Raw genomic sequence first — 23,366 nt, 5'->3', positions numbered from 1 at the left:
ATTCCTATCTTTTGTGCAACAAAGTTGCTGCGTCGGAACTGAGGTGTTGAGCCCTGGGAACCCGACCCACAAAATTTACAGTATTGAGCCCGCCGCTAGAGCATTTTCGACTTACACGAGTTCATAACCGCTGTTGGTGAGATAGTTCTGGCACTCCTCGGGCGAGAACTCATCGAGCAGTTCGCCAATGGTGGCCCAGAGAGTTTCTTTTGTCCGCGCCGCGGCCTTGCGCAGCAGTGCTTTGAGTTTCGCAAACACCTGCTCGATCGGGTTCAGGTCCGGCGAGTACGGCGGCAGGTACAGCAGACTCGCTCCTGCCGCCTGGATCATCTCCCGGATGCCCGCGACCTTGTGGGCCGCCAGGTTGTCGAGCACCACCACATCACCGGGCGAGAGTTCCGGGATCAGCACCTGCTCGACATAGGCGCGGAACACCTCACCGGTCATCGGGCCGTCGAGCACCATCGGGGCGATGAGACCGCTGGCGCGCAGGCCGGCCACGAAGGTCGTGACCTTCCAGTGCCCCCACGGCGTGGCATCGACCACGCGCTCGCCCTTGGGAGCCCAGCCATAGCGGCGCGTCATCGTGGTGGTGGTGCCTGTCTCATCCAGGAACACAAAGCGGGTGCTGTCCATGTAGCGCTGCCACACACGCCAGCGCTGACGCTCGCGCGCTACATCCGGCCGGTCCTGCTCGGCCGCCCGGAGCGACTTTTTTTGTGCCGCAGGCCGAGCCGGCGCAGGGTCAGCAGGATAGTGGAGAGAGCCGCCACCACGATCCCACGGGCTTTCAACTCAACCTGGATCTCGGAGAGCGTGATGCCAGACTTCGCGGCGCCCAGGCTATGGAGGAGATCCTCATGCGGCTCGAGTACCGGACGGCGATGCCCGCCCACCCGATCAGGGGCGAGAGAGCCGGTCTTGCGCACCCGCTGCATCAATTTCACGGCCGCCGACGGGCTGACCTCGTAACGCGTGGCCGCTTGGCGGATCGAGCTACCGTTGGCAACAGCCCGGGCAATGCGCCGGCGAAGATCCTGAGAGAGTGGTGCGGTCATGGCGAGCCTCATTGCTCACGCCCCCACCACTATCGAGTCAGATCCCACGATTCCGTTCAACCCCAAACTGGTCTAGCCCAACCGCTCAGCCATGGCGAGACCTCCTGGAATGCTCAGAAGCCTCTTCTGGGCCTCCGCAGGGACCTTGCTGAGCCATCCTGCATATAGTTTGAGGTATTGAGCCCGCCTTGCACGGCCTTCTCCAAGCCCCCCTCTTAGATCGTGGCGGTGAAAGAGGTGGTAATCTCCTGTGGCTCAGATATTGCCACCACGCACCGTGGCGAGGAAATTGCGGGATTTCTCCAGGATTGGCGTTCGTGAAAGTCGAAGGCTACCCGCAGATTTTCACCTTATGCCTGATGACAATGCGCGAGCTTGATCATTGCGGACGCCCCCGCGGGCGCTGGTTCCGCTCGCGATTGAGTGGGAAAAATTGACCGCGCTCAGACCCATCCGGTATAATATTCACAGCGTAGGAACGAGGGTCCAACCCTCCAAGAAGAGACGAATCGGGTTCGGGGTTCGATGGCCAGAAAAGAAGACTATCTGTGGGGCAAGGAGCGCCCGAGCGCCCGCATGCGGCGCCTGCGGCGTCTTGCCGATAAGACCGAGCTTGAAATCAAAGCAGCCAGGGCCGTTTATGAGAAGAACGTCGCGGGCATCCGAGCATGGCAAACCAGCCTGCTTCATGAGTGCCGCCGGATCGAGCGCTGCCTCGACGCAACCGGGCAGTATGATCCTGGCCTGGCGAAGGCAGTGTCGCCGGGTCCTTGGAACTCGAACGAGGTTCCTGCCAAGCGCCCCCGTGGACGGCCGAGGAAAAATCTTCCCAGCGATCCCCCGCCCCCACGCAGGTCGCGCGCAAAGGCTGGTGGGCGCAGTGGCCCCAGGTCGTCTGGGCGCGCACGGGTGACCGTCCCCGCACCTGTGCTAACGACCGAGCAGATGCCAATCCTGCCAACTCGGGAAGTGCTTCCTCAGACCGCTGCGGTCTTCTTGCCGAAAAGCGGTGGCTTGCCCGCGAATGACAACTGTCTGCCCCAGCCCGAACCGGCACCGCCCAAGAGGGTCGCGCCGAAATTCGACGCCTATCAAGGACCTGACAGGGCACTGGCGTGCGAGGAAGCGCAACGCAAGCAGAAGGCGGCTCGGGAAGACGCGTTCGTCGATTATGAGCGTCGAGTCAATGAAATCACCAAAGCCGCCCAGATGCGCCAGGGTCTCCCTCTTCCCTACGATCTGTCAAACCCATGCGATCCCACAACGATGCCGGAAGTGCTTTTGGCTCTGTATCCATACTTTGCCGAAACCCACAGACTTCCGGCGGCCGCCAACCTACTGGAACTCTCGGACGATACCTTGTTTGCATGGATTAGGGCCACCTCTCAGGACCCCCAACTACGTAAGGATTGGCCCGAAGATAAGGCCAGGGAATACCTGAACCGCGTGTATAGAGGACCCAGAGAGTATACAAAGGGATATAGTGGGATAGACATCATAGAAGAAAGTCTACGCCGGGAGGCATGGAACTGGGTCAACCTGCGCATGTGTCGTGCGGCGTCGCTCAGTGCTGAGCTTCAGAGTGGATGCGAATTGACGAAGGTCCGAATTGAGCTCGCCGAGTTTGACTACCAGACTGAGACCGCACTCGCCGAAGGTTACCCGACTGACAATGCCCGTGAGAGTTGGAGACCCACGCTTCGCGATGTTTATGTCAGGATCGTCAATGCGCTCCAATGGCCGGAACACCTTTCCCGCCGGGAAATTCTGCTATGGGCACACCCTGAGCGCGATCCGGATGTGCTGGTGGCCTACTCGCCTTTCGACGATCCCCTCAAGAGGGTCTCAGCATGGCAGAGTCCCGACAAGCTCCGCCACAAGCTGATGTAGATCGCCAAGCTTTTTCCTCGAGTATAATGTGAAACCGCTGTCGGGGCGCATCGGAATTTGTGTCCGCGCGGCAGGCTTATTTGTGTCCGCGCGGCAGACTTGCCTGCCTTATCTCAAAAGTAAATCTGCCATGCCGTATCCTGACATCTCTGCTCATCTTGAGGCCATGCAGACTTCGGTCTTCCATGCGTCTGACCAGACCCCGCTGACGACCCTCCCACGAAGCGGCTCCAGGCGGATTCTGCCGTTGGAGGGCTCGGCCTATGCTGCCCAAGCGGCTCTCGCGTCCATGCAGAGCCTGCAGATCGGAGAGGAGCTCAAGACAGAAATTCCTCTAGCAGAAACACGCTCGATCTTAGAAGAGATTGCTGCAGAGGATCGGAAGCTGCGGGATCAGCAGGGCCTATCGGCCCTTAACCTCGGCCTCGGCATTGTTGCCTGGGACGAAGCTGACGAGACCTATTGCTTTGCCCCGCTCTATCTCCAGTCGATCGAGCTGGATATCTCTCATGAGAGGATCCGAGTCAGGTCCACTGGGGCTGCACCCGAACTCAACGAGACACTCCTTGCCCGCCTTGGGATTCCCAAAGACGAGGTGCCGGACGTCCTTCCAGAAGGTCCAGAAGCCGACATTCATCCCAAGATCGCTGGCTACGAGGATCGGCTTGTCGTGGGATCCTTCAATCAGACCCGTCGGCTGATGGCGTCGCGGCTCGACCCCCACCGCAATCCGAGTCTCCTGAACCATGCCACGCTTACCCGCCTTGTCCTCGCCAGCCGCGGTGATGAAGCTGCGGCACAACTCATCCGGCCACAGGTGCTCGAAACCCACCGGGCACTTAGCGGGGGACAAAATCTGCATCGGGTCAGGGCCGACTCCTTCCAAGACAGCATCATCACGGACACGCGTTCCGGCTGCCCTGAGCTCGTCGTCCAGGGACCCCCTGGAACCGGGAAGTCCCAGACCATCGTGAATGTGATCGCCAACGCGATCCATGATGGCAAGTCGGTCCTGGTCATGGCGGAGAAGATGAATGCGATCGAGGCAATATGGAAGCATCTGCGGTCGTCTCCGGAGGCCTCCCAAGTTCTCATGCTGCAGGGAGAGGGCTTGAATCGAACAAAGGTTGCGGAAGTGCTTGGCGTGCCGGAAACAGCTGGCATCATCAACATGCTCCGGTCGTGCCCCGAGCATAGGCGGCCAAAGGCCATTTTGACCTCTCCAGAGGCCTTCGCGCTCTGTGTTCCAGATGAATGGACCTTTGATATCCTCGTCGTCGATGAGGCCTCCCAAATGCCACTGTCGTCGGCCGCTGCTGCAATCGCCGCTTCAAGGCAGCTTGTTGTCTGTGGCGACAGCCAGCAGATGCCACCAGATGTGCCGCTCTGGATGGATCCACGCAAAGGTGACGCTGAGATGACAAGCCTTCTAACGGCGGCTGAACGAGCCTCGTTCCCGACAAGGATGCTCGAGTATCATTACCGGTCGCGCCACCCCGCTCTGATCGAGGCCTCAAACCGTCTCTTTTACCGCAATCGCCTGCGGCTCGTACCATCGCCGCTGCCGGACGAATACTACGGCGTGAAGTTCCATGCCGTCAGCGGAATCTACGATCCTATCTCTCGAGTGAATCTTGAGGAAGCGAAGCAGGTTGTCGAAGCCGTGCGGCGCTGTATCCGCGACACCGAAAACAAGCCTATGGTGGCCAGAGATTGGCCGAAATCCATCGGCATCATCACAATGAACGAGCCGCAACGGCGGCTGATTACATCGTTGCTGCAGGACTGCCCCGAAATCGATACCCTTCCGGCTGACGAACCGTTGTTTGTCAAAACAATCTCTGACGTTCAGGGTGAGGAGCGGGACATCATTCTTGTCTCACTGACCTACGGCCGGACAGCGAGCGGCGAACTGCATCCGAATCTGGGACCGATCTCGACACCGAGCGGTGACAAACGAGCCAACGTGATGATGACCCGCTCCCGATGCCGTACGGAGCTGTTCGCCTCATTCAACTACACTCAATGGCCCCCGACGGCCAATGCTGGGATTGAGGCATTGCGTATCTTAATCAGAAATGCGCAGAAGGGATCTCGGGCCTATGCCGGCAAGCCGTACAAGGGACGCCTAATATCCGAAGCCATCGACGAGCTTGTCACTATTGATCAATTCGGGCGAGCGCTCTGCGTCAAGAATCGGCACGGGCAATATTGCGCAATGATCTACCCCGTCGGGGGATTCGCAGCACTCGATGAGACATCTGAAATTGAACAACTCAAAAATGCCGGGTGGCCGGTCAGGCTGATTCCATCAGAGTGGCTTGATGAAGCGACACACATTGAGCCAGCGGATAGTAAAGATCTCAGGCTTTTCATCAGACGAAACAAATCGTAAAAATAGAACCAGCAAAACTATAGAAGGATTGGGTTATACCAAGATCATGATTGTGTGAATGGTCGTTTTGAGTTCAGCTTCTTCTCTATTGCAGAATCTGGAACTCCCCGCCGACAGGCAACATCAGGCCGACCCGTTCTTCGACCCCACCGCATGAACTACCGTCAGATAGGCTTCCGCTGACTACATAACATCGTGTACGCCACCATGCGGCAGGCCTGTTAAAATCAGGCCTGCCGCTGGCGAGCACTAACGAGGATGATGAGCCGTCGTAGTGTCCGGCGTCTTCCACGGTACATAGGAAATGTAGGCCAAGCGCACGAACAGTAGCGTGAGTGTTCGCTGAACGGAAATCTCCATCGCTTTCGGCTCGCCCGTCTCGGCCTCATAAAGGAGCTGGCAGCTCTGCCCGGACGCATCCTCCCGGGTCGCGATCCACAAGAGGTCGATCACAACCTGCCCTGGCGTATGAGTAACCAGGTAGCCGCCGATCCGGTGAACCGGGGGAGCGTTCCAGGTCACCTGCTTTTGCCTGCCCTCGCCGTCCAGCTCCACATCGCCGATTCCCGCCGCTCGGCCGCGAAAGCCAGGCCCACGGCCCTGGAACAGGCCCGTGAACGAGAAGCGCCGCCGCGGCGTGACCGGGATCAGAGCGATTAAGCGCCGGGCATCGTCACGGCCGAAGGTCTGTCCCTCCCTCGTCAGGCGATCGATCAGCGCATGCGCCTCGAGCCGCGCCTCAACGGTCAGTTCGTGATCGCTCATGCTCTCACTCATCCTTGGGCTCCCCGTCAGCCGAGAGATCCCGATTGGCAGCGACGAACGCGTCTATCAGCCACTGCGGCGTTCCTCTTTCGGTCGGCAGGATACGGATGACCTCCTCATCCAGGATGAGCCTGACGGTACCAGCGCCGGCTGCTTTGATTTGCGCCAAGCGATCGGAAAGGTTATCCCACGGCAACATGAGATCCGGGACGGTGGGCTCAGCCGTCGGGTCTATGGCATGGAGAAGAATGCGCGCGTCAAGCCCGCCCTCCTCCAGAACCAGCCCATGAGAAGCCACCAGAGCGGCAAGGCGCTCGTAATAGGCACGCATCAGTTCGCCGGACGTGAGCCGCTTCAGGCCGAAGGCGAAGTCGACGTGTCTGAGGAGCGAGGCTGGAAAGCCGGCATCGACGAGAGCCTTGAGACACTCGACATGCAAGCGGGCCGGATCCGGGTCGGTGCGGGCGATCTCTCCGATTTGGTCCTGGGCCAGCTCGGTCGTCAGAACGAAGATCGCCTCGGCCAGGGAGATCCTTTCACCAGATCCATCGTCCACGAATCCGTAGCTCCAGGCGTCTATGAGGGTCTTGACGAGGTTGGGATGAGCCTTGTCGACATCCTGAAGGACGAACACAGGGTTCGAGTTATCCTTCGCCGTGCGCAGAAGAGAACGGACTTCGGTGCCGCCGGAGATGGGTGCGAAAATATGGTCCAGATCTTCTCCAGTGCTGGCGGCCAATTCATACAGTCCGCCGCCACTCTTGAGGCAGGCGGCAAGGCCCGCAGGCAGTCCGAGATGATTGTCGTCGCCATTCGGGCCAGCAACGAGGTAAATGCCCGGCCTGCGTTGCAGCGGGCTGAGAGCGAGATGCCGGGAGATCTCTGTCGCAAAGGCCGTGATAGCGGCATCCTGGCCGATGAGGCGCTTTCCGGTTTGGGCGATGAGTTCGTGCAAAGCCTCGTCATGAGCGAGGGAGTCTGTCGACATGAAGTGTGTCTTTCGAGGAGAGGGTTGATGGGAGTGTGAGCTGGTGCTGCTGTGATGAGAACCAGCCTGTTGCGGAAGGCGACGGTGTCAGACTTTCCTGGAGCCGAAGCGCTCTGGTTCAGCTTAGCGCGAAGCGCCGATTGTCCTTTTTGGGATTTGTCTCGTCTTGTCCTTCAGCCGTCTGCTACTCTTGCGATCTCTTGGAATTGTAACTTCCGGGATCTTCTCCCTCTCTCCATAGAAGCCATCAGCACCACGATTGATGATGGCGCGTCGCGACATTCAAGGAACGCCTCGGACAAAGACTGATTGTTTACCTTGACCAAGCATCGTGTGATTCATCGGGCGCGTGGCGTATCAGCCCGTGTGAATGTGGTGTGCGACCGGCATCGCAGATGCCCTTGCCAAGGGACATCTTTTGGCCCGAGCACGCAATTCTATGGATGATAAGACGATCGCCTTTGCCTGTCCGATGCGGTCACCGAACGCAAGCTGATGAACGGCTCGGACTTGAGTTGTCCCGCACTTAGCAAGCACAACGCTGATGGCGGTGAAGTCAGCCTTCCAAGACTTCAATTGCCTTGTTCGCTGTGCGTTGGATCTCAAAAATCTGCCGACGCTTGCTGACCATAGCGCTGCGTCCTATGAAGAGTCGTAGTATTTTTCAGGCTGATCGATCTACTACCTGAATTCGATTATAAAAGTATGTTTCAACGCTGCCAGCAGAATTTCTGATAACGGCCCTTTTGAAAAGAAGTCTGTCGGCCTGGAGGATAGCTGTTCCGAACGGTCTCTCATGATATGGGAGCACGGCTTCAGCCCAGGACCTACCTTTGACCAAGATTGCGTTAATCTCCGATCTTCACCTTGAGCACCGCAAGGATCCATCCCCTCTGGGGATGCCAGAAGGGATGTTCCATGTCTATGGCAGCCTCTCGCTTCCCCGTGAGATCGATGCCGATGTCCTGGTGATCGCCGGTGACACGCATCCCGATCCTGAGATCCGTCACCAAGTGCTCACAAAGATCGAGGATCAATTGGGTTTGCCTGTCATCCATGTGAATGGCAATCACGACTATTACGGTGCCGAGTTCCCATACGACACTGGTGAGGTCGTCGTGATCAACGGCATTCGGTTCGCCATTGCGACGCTCTGGACCCATATGGATGAGCTCGGCATGCTCTCGACATCGCGGTTCCCCGACTTTGCGAACATCCGCGACTGCGCGGCATGGAAGTGGAACGCACTCAACCAGGACCACGTGACCTTCCTCGAACAGGCGAAGGCGGATGTGATCGTCACACATCATGCTCCCTTCCTCCAGTCTGTCGAAGCCGAGTTCCAGGGAGATTTCCTGAACACCTTCTTCGTAAACAACATTGACCCGGGTCGTTTTCCGAATACCAAGCTCTGGATACATGGACATGTGCACGCCCCGTTCGACTACCTGATGCCAGCGGGGGATCATAAGATGCGCGTTGTCTGCAATCCTCTGGATTATCCAATGTCCCACACCCGGCGGCGCGTTGGGCTCAAGGTTGTCGAATTGACCGAGTAGGTTATATTGGCTGTGTGGGAGACGAACTCCCCTAATTCGGTTCGAGGGTAGCCACAGGGGGCCGGATCTGCCAGGTCATCCGGACCCTCTTTCCTTGATGGCACTAGCCTGTGAGGTTAAAGCAATGGTGGCCGAGATCCAGACCCTCATCGCTGGCGGGCTCGCTCGAAAGACGGAATTGGTCGAGATGGCTGGTGGCCTGTACCCGCTTCCGCAGGTTGCATCCCTCCTCAACGTTTCCGAGGAAGCCATCGAGGATCGACACAAAGCAGGAGGGCTGATCGCGGTCCGAAGCGGTGGTGTATACGGCTACCCGGCATGTCAGTTCACATCCGATGCGATCGTCGAAGGCCTCGCCGTCGTCCTGGAGGCCATGCCCATGCGCAACGACTGGATGCGGCTCGAATGGCTCCTGGTTCCGGACGATGCGCTTGAAGGGATGTCCCCTCTGGAGGCCCTCAGTGAAGGGCGCATCGACGACGTGATCGATGTCGCACGAGCTCAAGGAGCAGAGTGACCCTGTTCCCTCGACTGGTTGGGACAAGAGCAACGCGTTTCCGAGCTCCGGCAATTCTACGGTTGAAGAACTGGTGAAGCAGGGCAAGCTTGATGCTGTGGAGAGATACTTCAGCCATATTGCAAACGACAGCTATGCCCCAGGCGGGGAGTCGATACTCTCACCTCCGTTGTGCGCTTTTCATTGGAAGTCGAGGGCGCCTTCCGCCGCGCGGATGACCTCCTCAAGGTATTTTGACCGCAGTCGGTCGATGGGTGCGGTGCTCCCGGTGTACAGGTTGGGCGTGACCAGCCACTCCCATGCCTCCTCTGGGGAGGGAAAATACCCGGCAACCAGGTCGAGGCCGTCAATCGGGCGGGAGCGATCAAACTGGCGCGCCGGGTAGACGAACCCCTTGGCTTCGTTCCGGAAGGCAATGGCTTTGCCTCTGTCCCTCCAGTCGTCGAGAGTTGCGATCGAGACGCCAAGCCTCGCTGCCATGCCGTCAGTTCCGAGGAGCTCCGATGCCGCCCAGTCTGTCGAGTCATCATCGACCGTGATCTCCTCCAGGCGCGCTTTGCCCTCCTCAACACTGATCAACGGCCCGAGGCCAGAACCATGGATGACGTGGACATCTCCGGCATTGCCGCGCGACAGATCCTGAGATCTAGCGCCATCTTCCGCGAATTGGATTGCCGCGATGATGTCTGCGGAGAGCTCTCCGATCCTATGAACGTCGCGCTTGGTGTATGCTTCGAACTCTGAGATGAGCATCGCCGGCATGCCAATCGCCTGTGGCCCGTCGATATCGGCCGATGGGGTATCGCCGACGAACAGGATCTCCGCCGGCTGGAGCCCCAGCCGGTCGTAGACCAGACGGAAGATGGCCGGATCCGGTTTCACCAGCCCCACCTCGTAGGAGAGGATCATGGCATCCGGAGTACCCGGCAGGGCGGAGACAAGCGGTGCTCCATAGGGGAGTGCCAGGTTCGAGCAGATGCCGATGCGCAGGCCTCGCTCCCGCAGAGTTTGCCAGATTTCAGCGATCCCGGGCCGCAGCCGGACAGAGGCACACTCAGCCTGCAGGTCCGCTTCAAAATCCGCCAGGCCGCGCTCCTCAAGCTCATGACCGACCCTCGCGGCAACCTCCCGCAGACTGAGCGGCCGCGTCAGGACCTCCCTAGCCGTAATCGTCTTCACCCCTCCCTGCAGCACCGCCTGGAACGGCCGGCGCCTGTCGGTGATCTCGACCAGGGTTCCGAAGGCATCGAAGCACACAGCGCGGATCTTGGTCATCATGTCTCCAGCATCCTCAGGAACTCGCGGTCGGCGCGGCACACCTCGCGCTGCTCATAAAGCACGGGGAGGCGCCTCATGGCCGCTCTGACATCATCCAGGATGCCCTCGGCTTGCTCGCGTGTCAGCCCGAAAGCCGCATAGGAAGCGAATGCCGCCTCTGGGTCACAGTCAGCGCTGAACCCAGCTCCAGGCGCGCAGACGTGCCGCTTCCGTCCAAGATAAGGCACCACGTCGAACACGGGTGAGAGTTCCCATCCCGCACCCCTGTTGATCACAGCATGGTTGCGCAGATGATCATCGGTGTTGTGCAGGGAGGCATTGACCAGCAGCCGGCGGAACATTTGCTCCTCCGGATCCCGGACGCCGATCGAGCGGGCCACCGCTGCCATGTCCGTGTAGGTTTTCGATGTGCCATAGCTGCCTGGCGGCTCCTGAAGCAGCGTGCCCATGCTCAGGTACGAGTAAGGTCTGCCGTCATCCGACCGGTCGAAGCGCCGCACGAGCAGAACGGTTTTGCCCGAGAAGGTCATGAGCTGACGCTCGGGGACCGGAAGACCCGCGACTTCAGCGACGTCCAGACAGACGGCCTCGATGCGGGGATCGTCGAACTTGTCACCCCAGGTTGAGAACTTCGCAATCCATTCCCCCTCCCCGTCGCGCCATCTGACCTTTGGGCGGGCTCCTCCCACATCGGCACTGGCTCTGACGAGCAGGGCTAGCTGTTCCTGCGTCGCACTGCCCTCGTCCGCAGCGATCGCGGCTGTCATCAGAGCTTCGAGGTCGAAACTCGCATCTGGGCTTGCGGGACAAAGTGCTTGATCCGGATAATAGGTCCCTGGCCCTGCTTGCGCTGATGCGCCAAAGGCAAGGTCTCCCGCTCGAGCCGTTGTGCCGGCTGCCAGGAGTTCGCCCGCACCAAAGGTGGACGCCTCAAAAGCCGCGGACAGCACGGTTCGGCCCCAGCCTTCCGGTCCGGCATCAAGGCAAGCAAGGGGCACCTCGGGAACGCCGAGGAAGCGGTGATGCGCCAGCGGGAGACCGATGGGATCGATCGGGCTGGCACCGTCAGCCTCAAGATAGCTTTGAGCATATTGGAATGCGCCGGGGCGCAGAATGTCGTGCCCATGGAACGTCAGGTCACCGGCCGGCACATAGCGACCATCGACGTACCTGAAGACAGCGAGTACATCCAGGCGACCGGAGGGAGTGATATGCCACATCAAAGATTCCAATTACTTGGGCTGTCGCTCGATGGCAGACGCTACGGTGAGCACTTTGGGAGCCCGAACGCTGCAATCTACTCAGGACTGTCTACCACAGTCGACGTCTCTGTGCTTATGCGTAGGTACCATGCTCAATCCGTCCAAGCTGCGCTAGGACACGCTCGGCCTTACCTTGGAGCACGAGATCCAAAGGTGTCGTCTGCAGGACCTGGTTATACTCAAGGAGCCACAGCAAGCCCTCGTCGCCATAAATCTTCCGTGCCCTTCCGATGACGGTAGCGATCTCCGGACCAGATCCCTTGAGAGCCCTGAGTTGCTCAATTTGCTCCTCGAGACGGGCGATCGTCTGGTCAATGCAGTCATCGGCGCATGCGGTCGTGTAGGGCTTGAAGTCTCGATCCGGTTCAATGGGTGGCATGTGGTCTCCTCCGCGAAGAAACTTCAGGAGCACGAACTGGCCCGCCTCCGTCGCCATGAGCTCGTCCGGCGAACGCCCGCCGAACCACTGGTGCGGCGTCTTCAGGAACTCCTCAGAATCATCGTACAGATCAGCAATGAGGGTGCGGATCTCGTCGGCTATCTGTGTCATAGACGAGAGTCTAGCATCACGTTCGATTACGGCCAATTCTGTCGGAGGACACGTTTGCAATTGTGCTGACGTGAAACATAATCCTGATCATGGCTACGGGGTTCTCTGTCGAGCGGTTATGACCCTCACCAAGTCTCATCAGGACATCATGGCGGCGATCGAACGCCACTGGACGATCCACGCACTCCGGCGATTCCGCGAGCGCTACAATCTCGACGATTATGATCCCGCCTCCTTGATTGATCTGGTTGATCGGATCGAGTTCAAGTACCGAGCTGCTTTTGCGAGTCCTTACTGGGCCCCCCACCCCAGGGTCATGGTCATCGCCAGGCTGACACGCCGCAATCTGGCAGCATCCCCGAAGGTGAGAATTGTCTACCAGCGACGAGAGCAGAAGATTGTGACCGTGCTCCCGCTGAAGCTGGATCCGAACCGCCGAAACAAGCTGAAGACCCTGACGGTGTAAGGCAGGTTATTTTGGTTCCCGTGATCGGCCGAGAATTCGGGCCACAGCAGGTGGTTGGCTTGCGGATTTTTGACAAGAGGTTGGCAACCGGGGCTGTGGCAGGGTCCCCCCTCACGGGAGGATCGCATGCGCACCAATCAGCGGCTGGCCCAGCTCTGGCTCGACGCCCTGGCAACGGAACTCGGAGCCTCGGCGGGCACCATTGCAACCTACACTGACGATCTCAAGTGCTACCTTGCCTGGCTCGCTGAGAACAGCCTTGGCCTGGACGAGGTCGGCTTGGAGCAGATCCGCGACTACATCGCAACGCTCGATCAGCGCGGCTATGCCGGATCCACCATCGCCCGCAGGATCACGGTGGCACGCGGCTTACACAGGTTCCTGATTATACGCCGGCATTATAAACCAAAGACAGATTTTCCTTGGGAACTATGGCTTTGCGCGAGGTTCTGACCTCGTGGTCGGCGGTAGCAAGCATCACTACTATGACGGGCATGGCTAAGGCGTTCCAAAATGAGGATCATTGCTGGCATCTGCTTGCGACGATGGTTGGCGTAAGGCGGATTTGCCTCACCTTCGACTATTGCCGCTCTCTCGCACCGCCGGTGCTTCTGTTCAGGCGGTTGGGCGCGAAATGCGTCGAACCAAGATCCGAGACATCGATCTCATCTCCAGGATCGCTGTGTTTGGTTTATAATGCCGCCGAGGTTTATTGCACAAACCTTGCGCGCTCCCCAGCCTCGCAACGGGTCAAGGTTTCACCTAGAGCTTAGCTCACAAAGGACCATCTATTGCTCTTTTCCAGACACTGTTTAGCACTACTTTGGCAGGTTTGAGGAACTGGGCGAGCGCCATTGACCTTTCTTCCTGAAGGATTGTCTGCGGCAGGTCGTCATGAGCACCTCAGTGGCGTGGGAACACGAACTTCAGTCCTGGCTCGAGCCTTTCCTCACACCCCTCCGGCATCCGGCCCGTCGGCGCATGTGCCCGCTCTATGTGGCCGGCCTGATTGGGCCTGGTGAGCGCAAGAGCCTGCAACCGATCGCGGCTCGGGTGGCGCCGGCCGACTACGACCAACTCCATCACTTCGTCACCGTGGGGCCATGGGACGAGGCGCCACTCGAAGCCGAGCTCCTGGCCCAGGCCAACCGACTTGTCGGCGGGCCTGACGCCGTCCTGGTGATCGATGACACCGCCCTGCTCAAGAAGGGCACTCACTCGGTTGGGGTGGGTCCCCAGTATGCCGGGGTGGTGGGCAAGAACGCCAATTGTCAGAGCCTGGTCTCACTCCCGCTCGCCAAAGATGAGGTGCCAGCCCCGATCATCTTGCGCCTGTTCCTGCCCGACGCCTGGATCAAGGATCCGGAACGCCTCAAGCACGCCGGTGTGCCCGAGGCATTCTGGGTGGAGCGCTCCAAACCCGAGATCGCCTTGGCGGAACTCCAGCGGGTCATGCAAGCGGGTGTGAGATTCGGGGCGGTGCTGGCCGATGCCGGCTATGGCGTCAGCGGGTCCTTCCGCCGGTCGCTCACCGCTCTAGGCCTGTGGTGGGCGGTCGGAACAGTTCGCATCCAGAAGGTCTATCCCGCTGATGTGCAGATGATCGCCTCGGCCACAACGCGCGGACGCCCGCGCAAGACGCTGATCCCGGATCAGAAGTCAGTGGCAGCCGAGATCGTGCTGGCGAAGGCCTGTTGGCGTCGGACCACGTGGCGGCGCGGCACCAAGGGTCCGCTGCAAGCACGATTTGCCGCGGCGCGTGTGCGGGTCGCCGATGGACCGGCGGTTCAGCTGGGCAGGCAGGCCACTCAGCATCTGCCCGGCGAGGAGGTCTGGCTGGTGGGCGAACACCGCGCGTCAGGCGAGCGCAAGTACTATCTCTCCAATCTGCCGCCCGACACGCCTCTGAAGCAGCTGGCATCGCTCATCAAGGCGCGCTGGGTGTGCGAGCAGGCGCATCAGCAGTTGAAAGAGGAGCTCGGGCTCGATCACTTCGAGGGCCGCTCGTGGCGGGGCTTGCATCGGCATGCGCTGCTGACGCTGATCGCCTACCTGTTCCTGCAGCATCTACGGCTGCGGGCAGCCAAAGGGGGAAAAAAGAATAGGCAGCGGGCCGCCACCTCAACCCAGCTTACCGGCCATCCGGCGCCGGCTGCTTGATCATCTGACGCACGCCATGCGCCTGCGATGTCCGATCTGCCGGGCTCGCTTCACCCTTGGCTCACTCATGAAAGTGCCAAAGTAGTGTTAGTGAGGAATCGTCACTGTGTGCCACGCCCAGTGCGAGGTCGCGACGCGGCAGCCATGGTCCTTGTGAGAACTCACGATCTTTCAGATGACGGCGATAATCTTACAGCAGACGACGTCCGATGACTGGAGTCATCAGGAACGAAGGGCACATCGGTGCCTCATCCACACGGTCATGTTCGCGCGTGCTCATGCGAGCACGGCGTCTACTGCCCGAAATCCAAGTAATCCAAAGGTATGATCCCCCTGTGGCGATAACGCCTTGACGCGGGGATGCTCTGGGGATTTATTGGGTATACCAAAGGAACACTAAATGCGTAACGCCACACAAGCGCAATCGAAGCCGCCTGCGGCATCCGGAGAGCAAACGGCGACGGAACGCGCCTACGACACGCTTCTCCAGTGGATCAGGGAACGCGAGCTTCCCGCTGGTTCCGTCCTTGACGAGCGCCGGCTGGCCGAGGCGATCAGCGTGTCGCGCACGCCCATGCGGTCGGCGTTGAGCAGGCTCCACGGGGAAGGCTACGTTGTCAGGCTGACCAACGGGGCGATGGTGGTCCGCGAGATCGGGTCTGGCGAGGTCCTCGAACTTCTCGTGGTCAGGCGCCTCCTCGAGCCGGAGGCTGCGGCCCTTGCGGTCGGCAAGATTCCCGTCGCCGTCCTCGACCGCCTCAAGGCCCGCATCGCCGGGACCGGTGACGGGCAAAGCCCCACCTCCGTGTGGCTTGCCGGTGACGAGGTGCACGACCTCGTTGCCGAGCATTGCGGGAACCGCTCCCTGAGCGGCTTCATCCAGGACGCGAGGCACCGCATCCGCATGTCGAACATCGAGCGCGTCCCGGGGCGCGACGCACAGGCGATCCGTGAGCACACCGCCATCGTGGATGCCCTGATCGCAGGGGACCGCGATGCCGCGCGCAGGGCCATGACGGAGCATCTCGACAACATCCGCGACAGCTACCTGGTGGCATTCGGTTTCGGAGCGCGCAATGCCGGACAATGACCCCGCCATACGCACCCTGAGGCCCCGGCCGCTCGAGCAGGCTGCCTTCGCCCCCTTCGGCACGGTCGTTGAGCATCGCGGCGAAGGAACCCGCCACTACGTCCACGAGGCCTTCGAGCGCTCTCCAGGCGCCAAGGACGTCAAGCCGACCCTCTGGCTCACCCGCCCGGCGAAGGTCAGCACGTTCCCGGTGGTCTTGGACAAACTGGAACGCCATCCCCATTCCGCCCAGACGTTCATTCCCCGGTCGCCGCTGCGCTACCTCGTCGTCGTCTGCCGCTCCAAGGCGGACGGGTCGCCGGACCTCGAGACCCTGGAGGCATTCCTGGCGAGCGGCGGGCAAGGCGTCACCTACGCCCGCAACGTGTGGCACCACGGGCTGACCGTCCTCGAACCCGGCGCTGAGTTCGCCGTGGTCATGAACCTGGCAGGCCAGGGCGACGACGACGTGTTCCTGGACGTGGAACGGCCCGTGGTCATCGACGCACCGCAGACATGGAGTCCTTCATCATGACGTCATCCACGCACCTCGACCGGGATTTCGTAGGATACGGGGCGAACCCGCCCCATCCCCGCTGGCCCGGGGAGGCGCGGCTCGCCCTGAACCTCTGCATCAACTATGAGGAAGGCGGGGAGCCTTCCGTCCTGGACGGGGACGGCTTCACCGAGACGGGGCTAACGGAAGGTGGCGGCGGCTTCGAGGGGCGGGACCTCGCGGCGGAGTCCATGTTCGAATACGGCAGTCGCATCGGCTTCTGGCGGATCGCCCGCCTCCTCCAGGAGCGCCGCATGACGGCGACCATCTTCGGCTGCGGCCTCGCCCTCGAGCGCAATCCCGAGGTCTGCGCCGCGATCCGCGATGCGGGCTTCGACGCCTGCGCCCACGGCTGGAAGTGGGAGCGCCACCAGCACCTGTCCGAGGACGAGGAAAGGGAGCGCATCCGCCGTACGGTCGAGAGCATGACCAGGACTCTCGGCAACAGGCCGCTCGGCTGGTACTGCCGCTACGGGGCCGGCCTGAACACGCGCCGCCTCGTCGTCGAGGAAGGAGGCTTCCTCTACGACTCCGACGCCTACAACGACGAGCTGCCGTACTGGACGACCGTCGGTGGGAAACAGCACCTCGTCATCCCCTACGGACTCGTCAACAACGACGCCAAGTTCATCCGCGGCGGCATGGCGACGGCGGACGACCTCTTCCATTACCTGCGGGACAGCTTCGACTTCCTGTACCGGGAGGGGGCGACCTCCCCGAAAATGATGTCGGTCGGGCTGCACCTGCGCCTCGTCGGCCATCCCGGGAGGGCCGCGGGACTCGAACGTTTCCTCGACCACGTCGCGAAGCACGAAGGCGTCTGGGTCTGCCAGCGCTCGGAGATCGCGCGTCACTGGATCGCCAACCACGAGCCAAAGGAGCGATGAACGCCCGGGGAGACGGGGCCACAGCCATCGGCCCGTCGGGGCCGCAACGCAAGACAGCATCGAAGCCAAAAACCAGAGGAGTAGATCAATGTTCAGCAAGATCAGTCGTTTCGGGGCAGCCGTGATCGTCGGTGCCCTTGTCGCCGGACCCGCCCTGGCCCAGGAGGCCGACCACCCCTCCGACAAGCCCCTCGTCGTCGGGACCGACTTCGGCGTCGCTCCCTGGATGATCCGCGGCGCCTCCGGGGCCGAAGGATTTGGGGCCGACCTCGTCAGGGAGATCGGCAAGCGCCTCGGACGTCCTTCCGTCGAGATCATCGACATCAACTTCTCCGGGCTGTTCCCTGCCCTCTTCGCGAAGAAGATCGAGTTCACGGTCAACCCGATGAATATCACGGCGGAACGCTCCGAGCGCATGCTCTTCAGCGAGCCGATCTTCGCGACGGGCAACGGGTTCCTGGTCAAGGCGAACGCCGAGATGAAGGGATACGCGGAGCTCAAGGGCAAGGCGATCGCGGTCAACCGCGGCACGCTCTCCGACACATGGGCCACCGACAATGCCGAGAAGTACAGCTTCGAGGTGCAGCGCTACGATACATTCCCGGACACCGTGCAGGCCGTCATCACCAATCGCGCCTTCGCGGCGATCAACGAGATCCCGACGACGGTGTACGCTGCCAGCAAGAACAAGGCGATTAAGGTGGCCTTCAAAGACTTCAACGGCAGGAACTTCGGCTACGCCTTTCGCAACGAGAGCGGGGAGTACCGCAACAAGGTGGAAGGCGTGATCGAGTGCCTGAAGCTCGACGGCACGATGCGCAAGCTCCACGAGAAGTGGTACGGCTCCGCCCCGGATGCCGGGTCGTCCATCGATGCCGTCTACGTCGGCTACGGCGCGCCCGGCTTCAAGGGCTTCGAGCCGACCCCTCACGTGCCCGAGTGCAAGTGACCTGATGCTTCTCGCGGCCCGCGCTACGGTGCGGGCCGCAGACCGGACAAGTAGGCGGGGCCATGGAAAGACTCATCGAAAACTACCTGAACGCCAAGGTTATTGAGGAGGCATTCCCCAAGGTCCTCGACGGATTCGGCGTAACGGTCGCCGTCTCCCTCCTCGTCATCGCGGTCGGGATCTCGCTCGGCCTCGTGCTCGCCATCCTGCGGGTCATGAACGTGAAGGCGCTCAACGCCTTCATCGTCGCCTACGTCGACGTCTTCAGGACGCTCCCGCAGCTCGTCGTCATCATCTTCATCTATTTCGGCCTCCCCTATGCGGGCGTCAACCTGTCGCCCTTCATGACGACCGTCCTCGCCCTGGGCGCCGTGCTGTCCGCGTTCGCCTCGGAGATCTTCTACGCCGCGATCATGGCGCTGCCGCGCGGGCAGTGGGATGCGGCCAGCGCCCTCGGGTTCGGGTTCTTCCGCACGCTCTTCTCGATCATCCTGCCCCAAGCGGTCCGGCTCGCGATCCCGCTGCTCACCAACAGGGCTATCGCCATCAGCAAGGGCACGGCGCTGGGCACGGCTGTCTCCCTGCCCGAGGCGCTGGGCCAGGCGCAGAGCGTGACGGCCATCGTGGCGAACCCGTCACCCCTCACCCTCGCGGCAGCCTTCTACCTGACGTTCTTCATCCCGCTCGTCGTGGCCAGCCGCTGGATCGAGCATCGTTACGGACACGGTCACGGACACTGAGGCGCAACATGGAACTCTTCATCGAGAACTTCGCGAACCTCGACTCCCTCCAGCAGGTCTACCCGCTGCTGATCCAGGGTCTCGAACTCACCTTCCTGATCACGCTCGTCTCGCTGCCGCTCGCCATCGCGGCAGGCCTCCTGATCGGCGTCCTCTACAGCTTCGGGAACCGACCGCTCAACGCCTTCCTCATCGTCTATATCGACGTGCTGCGGTCCTTCCCCGTCCTCGTCCTGCTGATCCTGATCTTCTACAGCCTCCCCTTCCTTGGGCTGAACCTCGGCGGGTTCGCCGCGGTCGTGCTCGCACTGGTGCTCAACAACTCGGGCTACTTCGGGGAGATCTTCCGGGCAGGCATCCTGTCGGTTCCCAAGGGACAGCGCGAGGCCGCTAACGCACTCGGCTTCAACCCCATCCAGACGGTGACCTTCATCATCCTCCCGCAGGCGATCCGGAACGTACTGGCGCCGCTCGCGAGCAACTCGCTCGAACTGGTGAAGACAACATCCATCGCCTCCCTCGTGGCCCTGCCGGAGCTGCTCCGCTCCGCCCGCGTGGCGCAGGAGCAGACCTACAACCCGACACCGCTCATGGCCGCCGCCGCCATCTTCTTCGTCCTGCTCTGGCCCGCATCCCGCTACGTCGGCCGGCTCGAGCGCCGCATTCTGGCGTCAAGGTAGGGAGGATCCAATGACGACCTTGATCACCGGGGGCACGGGCTTCGTGGGACTGGCCCTCGCCGAGGCACTCCGCCGCCGGGGCGAGGGAGTGGTCCTCCTGGCATCGGCCGCACCGCCCGACGCATTCCGCGACCGACTTGGCGGCGCGACCTTCGCCCGCGGAGACGTGACGGACCCGGCATCGGTCCGGGCCGTACTGGCTGAGTTCGGGATCGATCGCGTGGTACATGCCGCCGCGATCACGCCCGATGCCGACCGGGAGCGGCGGGAAGCGGCCCGCATCTTCGACGTCAACACGTCTGGCACCATGCACGTCGTCGGCGAGGCGCTCGGGATGCCGTTCATGAGGCGGATCATCGTCCTGAGCTCGGTCGCCGTCTACGGCTTCGCCGATCCCGGCCCCGGCGGGGCCTACGACGAGGTGTCCTCCACCCTTGCCCCGGCAGCGCTCTACGGAATTTCCAAGGTAGCCGCCGAGCAGGGCGCGCTGCGCCTTGCCACCCTCATGGGGCGGACCGTCCACGTGGTCCGCCTCGGCCCCGTATTCGGGCCGTGGGAATACGCGACGGGACTGCGGGACAACCTCAGCCCTCATCGGCAGGTCCTGGACGCGGCCCTCGCGGGACGGACGGCCGTGCTGCCACGCGCCATGACGGCCGACTGGCTCTATTCCCGGGACGCAGGCGAGGCGCTGGCCGCGCTCACGCTGAAGGATGCGCTCGCCCACCCCGTCTACAACGTCGGCGGCTCGCGGATGACCGACGTTGCGGGTTGGTGCCGTCACCTCGCGCCGCGATTCCCTGGGTTCTCGTGGCGCATCGCCGAGGCGGGAGAGGCCGCGACTGTCACGTATGGGCTGCCCCGGGACCGGGCACCGCTGGCGGTGGAGCGGCTCCGTTCCGAGATCGGGCCGTGCTCGTCCCGAAGCCTGGAGGACGCGGCCACGGACATGATGGGTTTCCTGGGCGGACAGCACCGTTCCGGGACAGGGAGGATCGGCAATGGGACGTCTTGAGGGGAAGGCCATTCTGGTCACCGGGGCCTCGTCCGGCATCGGCCGGGCCATCGCGCTGCGGTTCGCGAAGGAAGGCGCCCGGCTCGTGCTCGCCGACGTCACCGAGCAGGTCCGTGAGGGCGGCACGCCCACCCGGAAGCTTCTCGAAGGACACGAATGCCACTTCGTGCAGACGGACATCTCCAGTGAGGAGGACGCCCAGCGGGCCGTCGATGCCGTCGTCTCGCACTTCGGGCGCATCGACGTGCTGGTCAACAATGCCGCCGTCGGCATCGGGACCCCCCTGCATGAGACGAGCCTCGCCGACTGGAACCGGGCGACGGGTATCAACCTGACAGGGACGTTCCTCGTCTCCCGGGCGGCCGTCCGCCGGATGCTTGAGCAGGACATGGTGAACGACGTCAGGGGACGGATCGTCAACATCTCCTCCCAGCACGGCATGATCGCCTGCCCCGAGGACATCGCCTACGGCACCTCGAAGGCAGGCGTGGTCTACATGACGCGCCAGATCGCCGTCGACTACGCACAGCGCGGCATCGTCTGCAACGCCGTGGCGCCGGGAAAGATCCTGACCGGGAAGACGGGGCGTGCCGTCGAGCCACGCTGGATGGACTACTCGCGCGCGAGGACGCCCATGCCGCGCCTCGGACGGCCCGAGGACGTGGCGAGCGCCGCCCTGTTCCTGGCCAGCGATGAGGCGACGTACATCACGGGCGAGAACCTCATGGTCGACGGCGGCTGGATGGCCGGATGACTGGTGCGGGAAGGGAATGAGACATGAGCGACAGCCGAGCGAGCCGTGACGAGGGGAAGACGATGATCGAGATGACCGGCGTGAACAAGTACTACGGCGACTTCCACGCCCTGAGGAACGTCAACCTGCGGATCGGCGCGAGGGAGCGCGTGGTGGTGTGCGGTCCCTCGGGATCCGGCAAGTCGACGATGATCCGGTGCATCAACCGCCTGGAGGAGCACCAGGAGGGGCGCATCGTCGTCGACGGCATCGAGCTCGACAAAAGCGTGAAGAACGTCAACGCCATCCGGCGTGAGGTCGGGATGGTATTCCAGCACTTCAACCTGTTTCCTCACCTGACGGTCTTGCAGAACCTGACGATCGCCCCCGTCAAGATTAGGAAAGTGCCACGCAAGGAGGCAGAGGAAACGGCTCGCCATTACCTCGATCGTGTCCGCATCGCTGATAAAGCGGACAAGTACCCCACCCAACTCTCCGGTGGCCAGCAACAACGGGTTGCCATTGCCAGGGCCCTGTGCATGAAGCCTCGCGTCATGCTGTTCGACGAGCCGACCTCGGCGCTCGACCCAGAGATGATCAAGGAGGTGCTGGACGTCATGGTCGGCCTGGCGAACGAGGGCATGACGATGGTCTGTGTCACCCACGAGATGGGCTTCGCCCGCACGGTGGCCGACCGGATCGTGTTCATGGACAGAGGCGAGGTCGTGGAGGAGGCTCCACCGGCGCAGTTCTTCGAAAACCCGAAGACGGAACGGGCTAGGGAGTTCCTCGGTCAAATCCTGCATCGCTAGCAGCTCAGGCCTTGCTATCAAGAAATCTGGCAGATCAAGTTGTGTTTCTGAGCCAGGAGAAAGCTTCCTGAAGGAGCAGAACCTAAAACAATCCTCCAAAGGTTTGGAAGGTCTCCGTAACTCAAATTTTGCATCGGTAGAATAGTAAGTTGAAAAACAGGCCTGAATGTCTAGAAGGTAGCTTTCGCGCTGGAAGGGAAGAACTCCGGTACAGTTGGACAAAACCGAAAGATCCGTCCGGCTCTATGCTGTATCTTCACGGAGGCGGAAACGGATCACGATTGCGCATAGCCTCCTTAGCTCATGTGCTCGCTAGATCCGGTCTAGCAACCTTCTCTTTTGACTTTTCGGGGCACGGCGAAAGTTCAGGCACTTTGGAAGGGTCGAGCCTCCACCGGAGGGTGCAGGAGACCCTCGCGGCCATTGACTACATGGGAGCCTTCGCCCCAACTATTCTGATGGGTAACAGTATGGGCGGTTACGTGGCAGCGGAGGCCGCTGCCCAAACAAATCCTCAGGTCTTGGTACTATCAGTCCCTGCATTGTATGCGGCGGACGCCTATGATGTTCCATTCGGCTCAAACTTCACGAGAGTAATCCGTACACCGAATAGCTATCGATCCGCTCGGGTTCTATCGTCGTTAGGACACTTCGCTGGAGAGGCTGTGCTCATTTCAGCGGGACGTGATGACGTCATCCCAGTTGACGTTATTGATTGCTATCAGCGAGCGCTAGCGACAACAAAGCTTGAGGTCTTACATTTCGAAGACGCTCCTCACCAGCTTCTTGATTGGGTCCAAGCAAACCCATCTGCATTAAACCAGATCGCTCAATGCATTTTATCAAAAGCAAAAGAGCCTAAGAGTGCTTAACAAACCAGTTTGCATTGATTGAGGCACATCAGGGGGTCATGTCTGATTCACCCCCATTGAATTGGTCCACCTTGAAGTATGTCTTGAGGCAGACAGGAGGACCACAATGCCCAGGAAGCGCCACAAGCCGGAAGAGATCGTCGCCAAGTTACGTCAGGTCGATGT

Annotated in this window: 23 protein-coding genes; 17 read left to right on the top strand and 6 right to left on the bottom strand. The window is 61.2% G+C overall.

The features are described 5' to 3' along the window. Nucleotides 1-111: 111 nt before the first annotated feature. Nucleotides 112-1,058 (bottom strand): IS630 family transposase gene (locus tag ACS5Q0_RS24725; protein ID WP_473129311.1). Its coding sequence is split into 2 segments (ribosomal slippage): nt 112-732 and nt 735-1,058, totalling 945 coding nucleotides; the frame shifts between segments, so codons are not numbered across the junction. Nucleotides 1,059-1,583: 525 nt separating this feature from the next. On the opposite strand from ACS5Q0_RS24725, the gene ACS5Q0_RS24720 reads away from it, so the two are divergent. Both ACS5Q0_RS24720 and ACS5Q0_RS24715 read left to right on the top strand, forming a co-directional pair. Next, nucleotides 1,584-2,948 carry a hypothetical protein gene (locus tag ACS5Q0_RS24720; RefSeq protein ID WP_473129310.1) on the top strand — a complete coding sequence of 455 codons (1,365 nt, stop codon included), beginning with the start codon at nt 1,584-1,586 and terminating at the stop codon, nt 2,946-2,948. A gap of 28 nt (nt 2,949-2,976) precedes the next feature. Then, nucleotides 2,977-5,343, top strand: a complete 2,367-nt coding sequence (locus ACS5Q0_RS24715) for a DEAD/DEAH box helicase (protein WP_473129309.1) — start codon at nt 2,977-2,979, stop codon at nt 5,341-5,343. Between the two features lie 249 nt (nt 5,344-5,592). On the opposite strand, the gene ACS5Q0_RS24710 is transcribed toward ACS5Q0_RS24715, so the two are convergent. Together ACS5Q0_RS24710 and ACS5Q0_RS24705 are read right to left on the bottom strand one after the other, a co-directional pair. Then, complete coding sequence (locus tag ACS5Q0_RS24710) at nt 5,593-6,108, bottom strand: hypothetical protein (RefSeq protein ID WP_473129308.1); 516 nt, start codon at nt 6,106-6,108, stop codon at nt 5,593-5,595. Between the two features lie 4 nt (nt 6,109-6,112). Then, nucleotides 6,113-7,096 carry a P-loop NTPase family protein gene (locus ACS5Q0_RS24705; protein WP_473129307.1) on the bottom strand — a complete coding sequence of 328 codons (984 nt, stop codon included), beginning with the start codon at nt 7,094-7,096 and terminating at the stop codon, nt 6,113-6,115. 833 nt (nt 7,097-7,929) lie between these two features. On the opposite strand from ACS5Q0_RS24705, the gene ACS5Q0_RS24700 reads away from it, so the two are divergent. Both ACS5Q0_RS24700 and ACS5Q0_RS24695 read left to right on the top strand, forming a co-directional pair. Further along, entirely contained in the window at nt 7,930-8,655 is a 726-nt protein-coding gene (locus tag ACS5Q0_RS24700; RefSeq protein WP_473129306.1) for a metallophosphoesterase, read from the top strand. Between the two features lie 124 nt (nt 8,656-8,779). Next, nucleotides 8,780-9,172, top strand: coding sequence for an Rv2175c family DNA-binding protein (locus ACS5Q0_RS24695; RefSeq protein WP_473129305.1), 393 nt, complete (start codon nt 8,780-8,782; stop codon nt 9,170-9,172). Between the two features lie 180 nt (nt 9,173-9,352). On the opposite strand, the gene ACS5Q0_RS24690 is transcribed toward ACS5Q0_RS24695, so the two are convergent. The 3 genes from ACS5Q0_RS24690 to ACS5Q0_RS24680 form a co-directional block, all read right to left on the bottom strand. Next, entirely contained in the window at nt 9,353-10,450 is a 1,098-nt protein-coding gene (locus tag ACS5Q0_RS24690) for an HAD family hydrolase (RefSeq protein WP_473129304.1), read from the bottom strand. Next, nucleotides 10,447-11,670: a type II toxin-antitoxin system HipA family toxin gene (locus tag ACS5Q0_RS24685; protein WP_473129303.1), complete on the bottom strand. Its 1,224-nt coding sequence runs from the start codon at nt 11,668-11,670 to the stop codon at nt 10,447-10,449. The genes ACS5Q0_RS24690 and ACS5Q0_RS24685 overlap by 4 nt, the downstream gene beginning before the upstream one ends. Before the next feature lie 115 nt (nt 11,671-11,785). Beyond that, a complete protein-coding gene (locus tag ACS5Q0_RS24680) occupies nt 11,786-12,262 on the bottom strand; it encodes an antitoxin Xre/MbcA/ParS toxin-binding domain-containing protein (protein WP_473129302.1) in 477 nt (158 codons plus the stop codon). A 118-nt stretch (nt 12,263-12,380) separates the two neighbouring features. Between ACS5Q0_RS24680 and ACS5Q0_RS24675 the strand changes: the two genes are divergently transcribed. The 13 genes from ACS5Q0_RS24675 (at nt 12,381) to ACS5Q0_RS24615 (ending at nt 23,201) form a co-directional block, all read left to right on the top strand. Continuing rightward, on the top strand, nt 12,381-12,728 hold the full coding sequence (locus ACS5Q0_RS24675; RefSeq protein ID WP_473129301.1) for a hypothetical protein: 348 nt from the start codon (nt 12,381-12,383) through the stop codon (nt 12,726-12,728). 126 nt (nt 12,729-12,854) lie between these two features. Next, entirely contained in the window at nt 12,855-13,181 is a 327-nt protein-coding gene (locus ACS5Q0_RS24670; RefSeq protein WP_473129300.1) for a site-specific integrase, read from the top strand. Between the two features lie 441 nt (nt 13,182-13,622). Continuing rightward, nucleotides 13,623-14,888, top strand: a complete 1,266-nt coding sequence (locus tag ACS5Q0_RS24665; protein ID WP_473129299.1) for an IS701 family transposase — start codon at nt 13,623-13,625, stop codon at nt 14,886-14,888. A gap of 400 nt (nt 14,889-15,288) precedes the next feature. Continuing rightward, on the top strand, nt 15,289-15,978 hold the full coding sequence (locus ACS5Q0_RS24660) for a GntR family transcriptional regulator (RefSeq protein ID WP_473129298.1): 690 nt from the start codon (nt 15,289-15,291) through the stop codon (nt 15,976-15,978). After that, entirely contained in the window at nt 15,965-16,492 is a 528-nt protein-coding gene (locus tag ACS5Q0_RS24655; RefSeq protein ID WP_473129297.1) for an ureidoglycolate lyase, read from the top strand. Before ACS5Q0_RS24660 ends, ACS5Q0_RS24655 begins: the two co-directional genes overlap by 14 nt. Next, entirely contained in the window at nt 16,489-17,400 is a 912-nt protein-coding gene (locus ACS5Q0_RS24650; RefSeq protein WP_473129296.1) for a polysaccharide deacetylase family protein, read from the top strand. The genes ACS5Q0_RS24655 and ACS5Q0_RS24650 overlap by 4 nt, the downstream gene beginning before the upstream one ends. 88 nt (nt 17,401-17,488) lie before the next feature. Then, on the top strand, nt 17,489-18,349 hold the full coding sequence (locus ACS5Q0_RS24645) for a substrate-binding periplasmic protein (protein ID WP_473129295.1): 861 nt from the start codon (nt 17,489-17,491) through the stop codon (nt 18,347-18,349). A gap of 62 nt (nt 18,350-18,411) precedes the next feature. After that, a complete protein-coding gene (locus tag ACS5Q0_RS24640) occupies nt 18,412-19,089 on the top strand; it encodes an amino acid ABC transporter permease (RefSeq protein WP_473129294.1) in 678 nt (225 codons plus the stop codon). Nucleotides 19,090-19,097: 8 nt separating this feature from the next. Then, nucleotides 19,098-19,769: an amino acid ABC transporter permease gene (locus tag ACS5Q0_RS24635; RefSeq protein WP_473129293.1), complete on the top strand. Its 672-nt coding sequence runs from the start codon at nt 19,098-19,100 to the stop codon at nt 19,767-19,769. A gap of 10 nt (nt 19,770-19,779) precedes the next feature. Next, the gene (locus ACS5Q0_RS24630; RefSeq protein WP_473129292.1) at nt 19,780-20,784 is read left to right on the top strand and encodes an NAD-dependent epimerase/dehydratase family protein; all 1,005 of its coding nucleotides are present in this window, start codon (nt 19,780-19,782) and stop codon (nt 20,782-20,784) included. Continuing rightward, on the top strand, nt 20,771-21,538 hold the full coding sequence (locus tag ACS5Q0_RS24625) for an SDR family NAD(P)-dependent oxidoreductase (RefSeq protein ID WP_473129291.1): 768 nt from the start codon (nt 20,771-20,773) through the stop codon (nt 21,536-21,538). The genes ACS5Q0_RS24630 and ACS5Q0_RS24625 overlap by 14 nt, the downstream gene beginning before the upstream one ends. A 23-nt stretch (nt 21,539-21,561) precedes the next feature. Then, the gene (locus ACS5Q0_RS24620; protein ID WP_473129290.1) at nt 21,562-22,329 is read left to right on the top strand and encodes an amino acid ABC transporter ATP-binding protein; all 768 of its coding nucleotides are present in this window, start codon (nt 21,562-21,564) and stop codon (nt 22,327-22,329) included. Between the two features lie 149 nt (nt 22,330-22,478). Continuing rightward, the gene (locus ACS5Q0_RS24615; protein WP_473129289.1) at nt 22,479-23,201 is read left to right on the top strand and encodes an alpha/beta hydrolase; all 723 of its coding nucleotides are present in this window, start codon (nt 22,479-22,481) and stop codon (nt 23,199-23,201) included. The last annotated feature ends 165 nt before the right edge of the window (nt 23,202-23,366 follow it).

It is taken from the genome of Microvirga sp. HS2 (genome assembly GCF_055792805.1).
Note: the sequence above shows the minus strand (reverse complement) of the source record. Positions and strands in the feature narration are given on the sequence as shown.

What these genes read in the sequence shown, in the direction of transcription:
- ACS5Q0_RS24695 (WP_473129305.1), top strand. Translation starts at nt 8,780, where the DNA reads ATGGTGGCCGAGATCCAGACCCTCATCGCTGGCGGGCTCGCTCGAAAG.
- ACS5Q0_RS24720 (WP_473129310.1), top strand. Translation starts at nt 1,584, where the DNA reads ATGGCCAGAAAAGAAGACTATCTGTGGGGCAAGGAGCGCCCGAGCGCC.
- ACS5Q0_RS24625 (WP_473129291.1), top strand. Translation starts at nt 20,771, where the DNA reads ATGGGACGTCTTGAGGGGAAGGCCATTCTGGTCACCGGGGCCTCGTCC.
- ACS5Q0_RS24640 (WP_473129294.1), top strand. Translation starts at nt 18,412, where the DNA reads ATGGAAAGACTCATCGAAAACTACCTGAACGCCAAGGTTATTGAGGAG.
- ACS5Q0_RS24630 (WP_473129292.1), top strand. Translation starts at nt 19,780, where the DNA reads ATGACGACCTTGATCACCGGGGGCACGGGCTTCGTGGGACTGGCCCTC.
- ACS5Q0_RS24650 (WP_473129296.1), top strand. Translation starts at nt 16,489, where the DNA reads ATGACGTCATCCACGCACCTCGACCGGGATTTCGTAGGATACGGGGCG.
- ACS5Q0_RS24705 (WP_473129307.1), bottom strand. Translation starts at nt 7,096, where the DNA reads ATGTCGACAGACTCCCTCGCTCATGACGAGGCTTTGCACGAACTCATC.
- ACS5Q0_RS24645 (WP_473129295.1), top strand. Translation starts at nt 17,489, where the DNA reads ATGTTCAGCAAGATCAGTCGTTTCGGGGCAGCCGTGATCGTCGGTGCC.
- ACS5Q0_RS24670 (WP_473129300.1), top strand. Translation starts at nt 12,855, where the DNA reads ATGCGCACCAATCAGCGGCTGGCCCAGCTCTGGCTCGACGCCCTGGCA.
- ACS5Q0_RS24665 (WP_473129299.1), top strand. Translation starts at nt 13,623, where the DNA reads ATGAGCACCTCAGTGGCGTGGGAACACGAACTTCAGTCCTGGCTCGAG.
- ACS5Q0_RS24685 (WP_473129303.1), bottom strand. Translation starts at nt 11,670, where the DNA reads ATGTGGCATATCACTCCCTCCGGTCGCCTGGATGTACTCGCTGTCTTC.
- ACS5Q0_RS24710 (WP_473129308.1), bottom strand. Translation starts at nt 6,108, where the DNA reads ATGAGCGATCACGAACTGACCGTTGAGGCGCGGCTCGAGGCGCATGCG.
- ACS5Q0_RS24690 (WP_473129304.1), bottom strand. Translation starts at nt 10,450, where the DNA reads ATGATGACCAAGATCCGCGCTGTGTGCTTCGATGCCTTCGGAACCCTG.
- ACS5Q0_RS24655 (WP_473129297.1), top strand. Translation starts at nt 15,965, where the DNA reads ATGCCGGACAATGACCCCGCCATACGCACCCTGAGGCCCCGGCCGCTC.
- ACS5Q0_RS24635 (WP_473129293.1), top strand. Translation starts at nt 19,098, where the DNA reads ATGGAACTCTTCATCGAGAACTTCGCGAACCTCGACTCCCTCCAGCAG.
- ACS5Q0_RS24660 (WP_473129298.1), top strand. Translation starts at nt 15,289, where the DNA reads ATGCGTAACGCCACACAAGCGCAATCGAAGCCGCCTGCGGCATCCGGA.
- ACS5Q0_RS24680 (WP_473129302.1), bottom strand. Translation starts at nt 12,262, where the DNA reads ATGACACAGATAGCCGACGAGATCCGCACCCTCATTGCTGATCTGTAC.
- ACS5Q0_RS24675 (WP_473129301.1), top strand. Translation starts at nt 12,381, where the DNA reads ATGACCCTCACCAAGTCTCATCAGGACATCATGGCGGCGATCGAACGC.
- ACS5Q0_RS24620 (WP_473129290.1), top strand. Translation starts at nt 21,562, where the DNA reads ATGAGCGACAGCCGAGCGAGCCGTGACGAGGGGAAGACGATGATCGAG.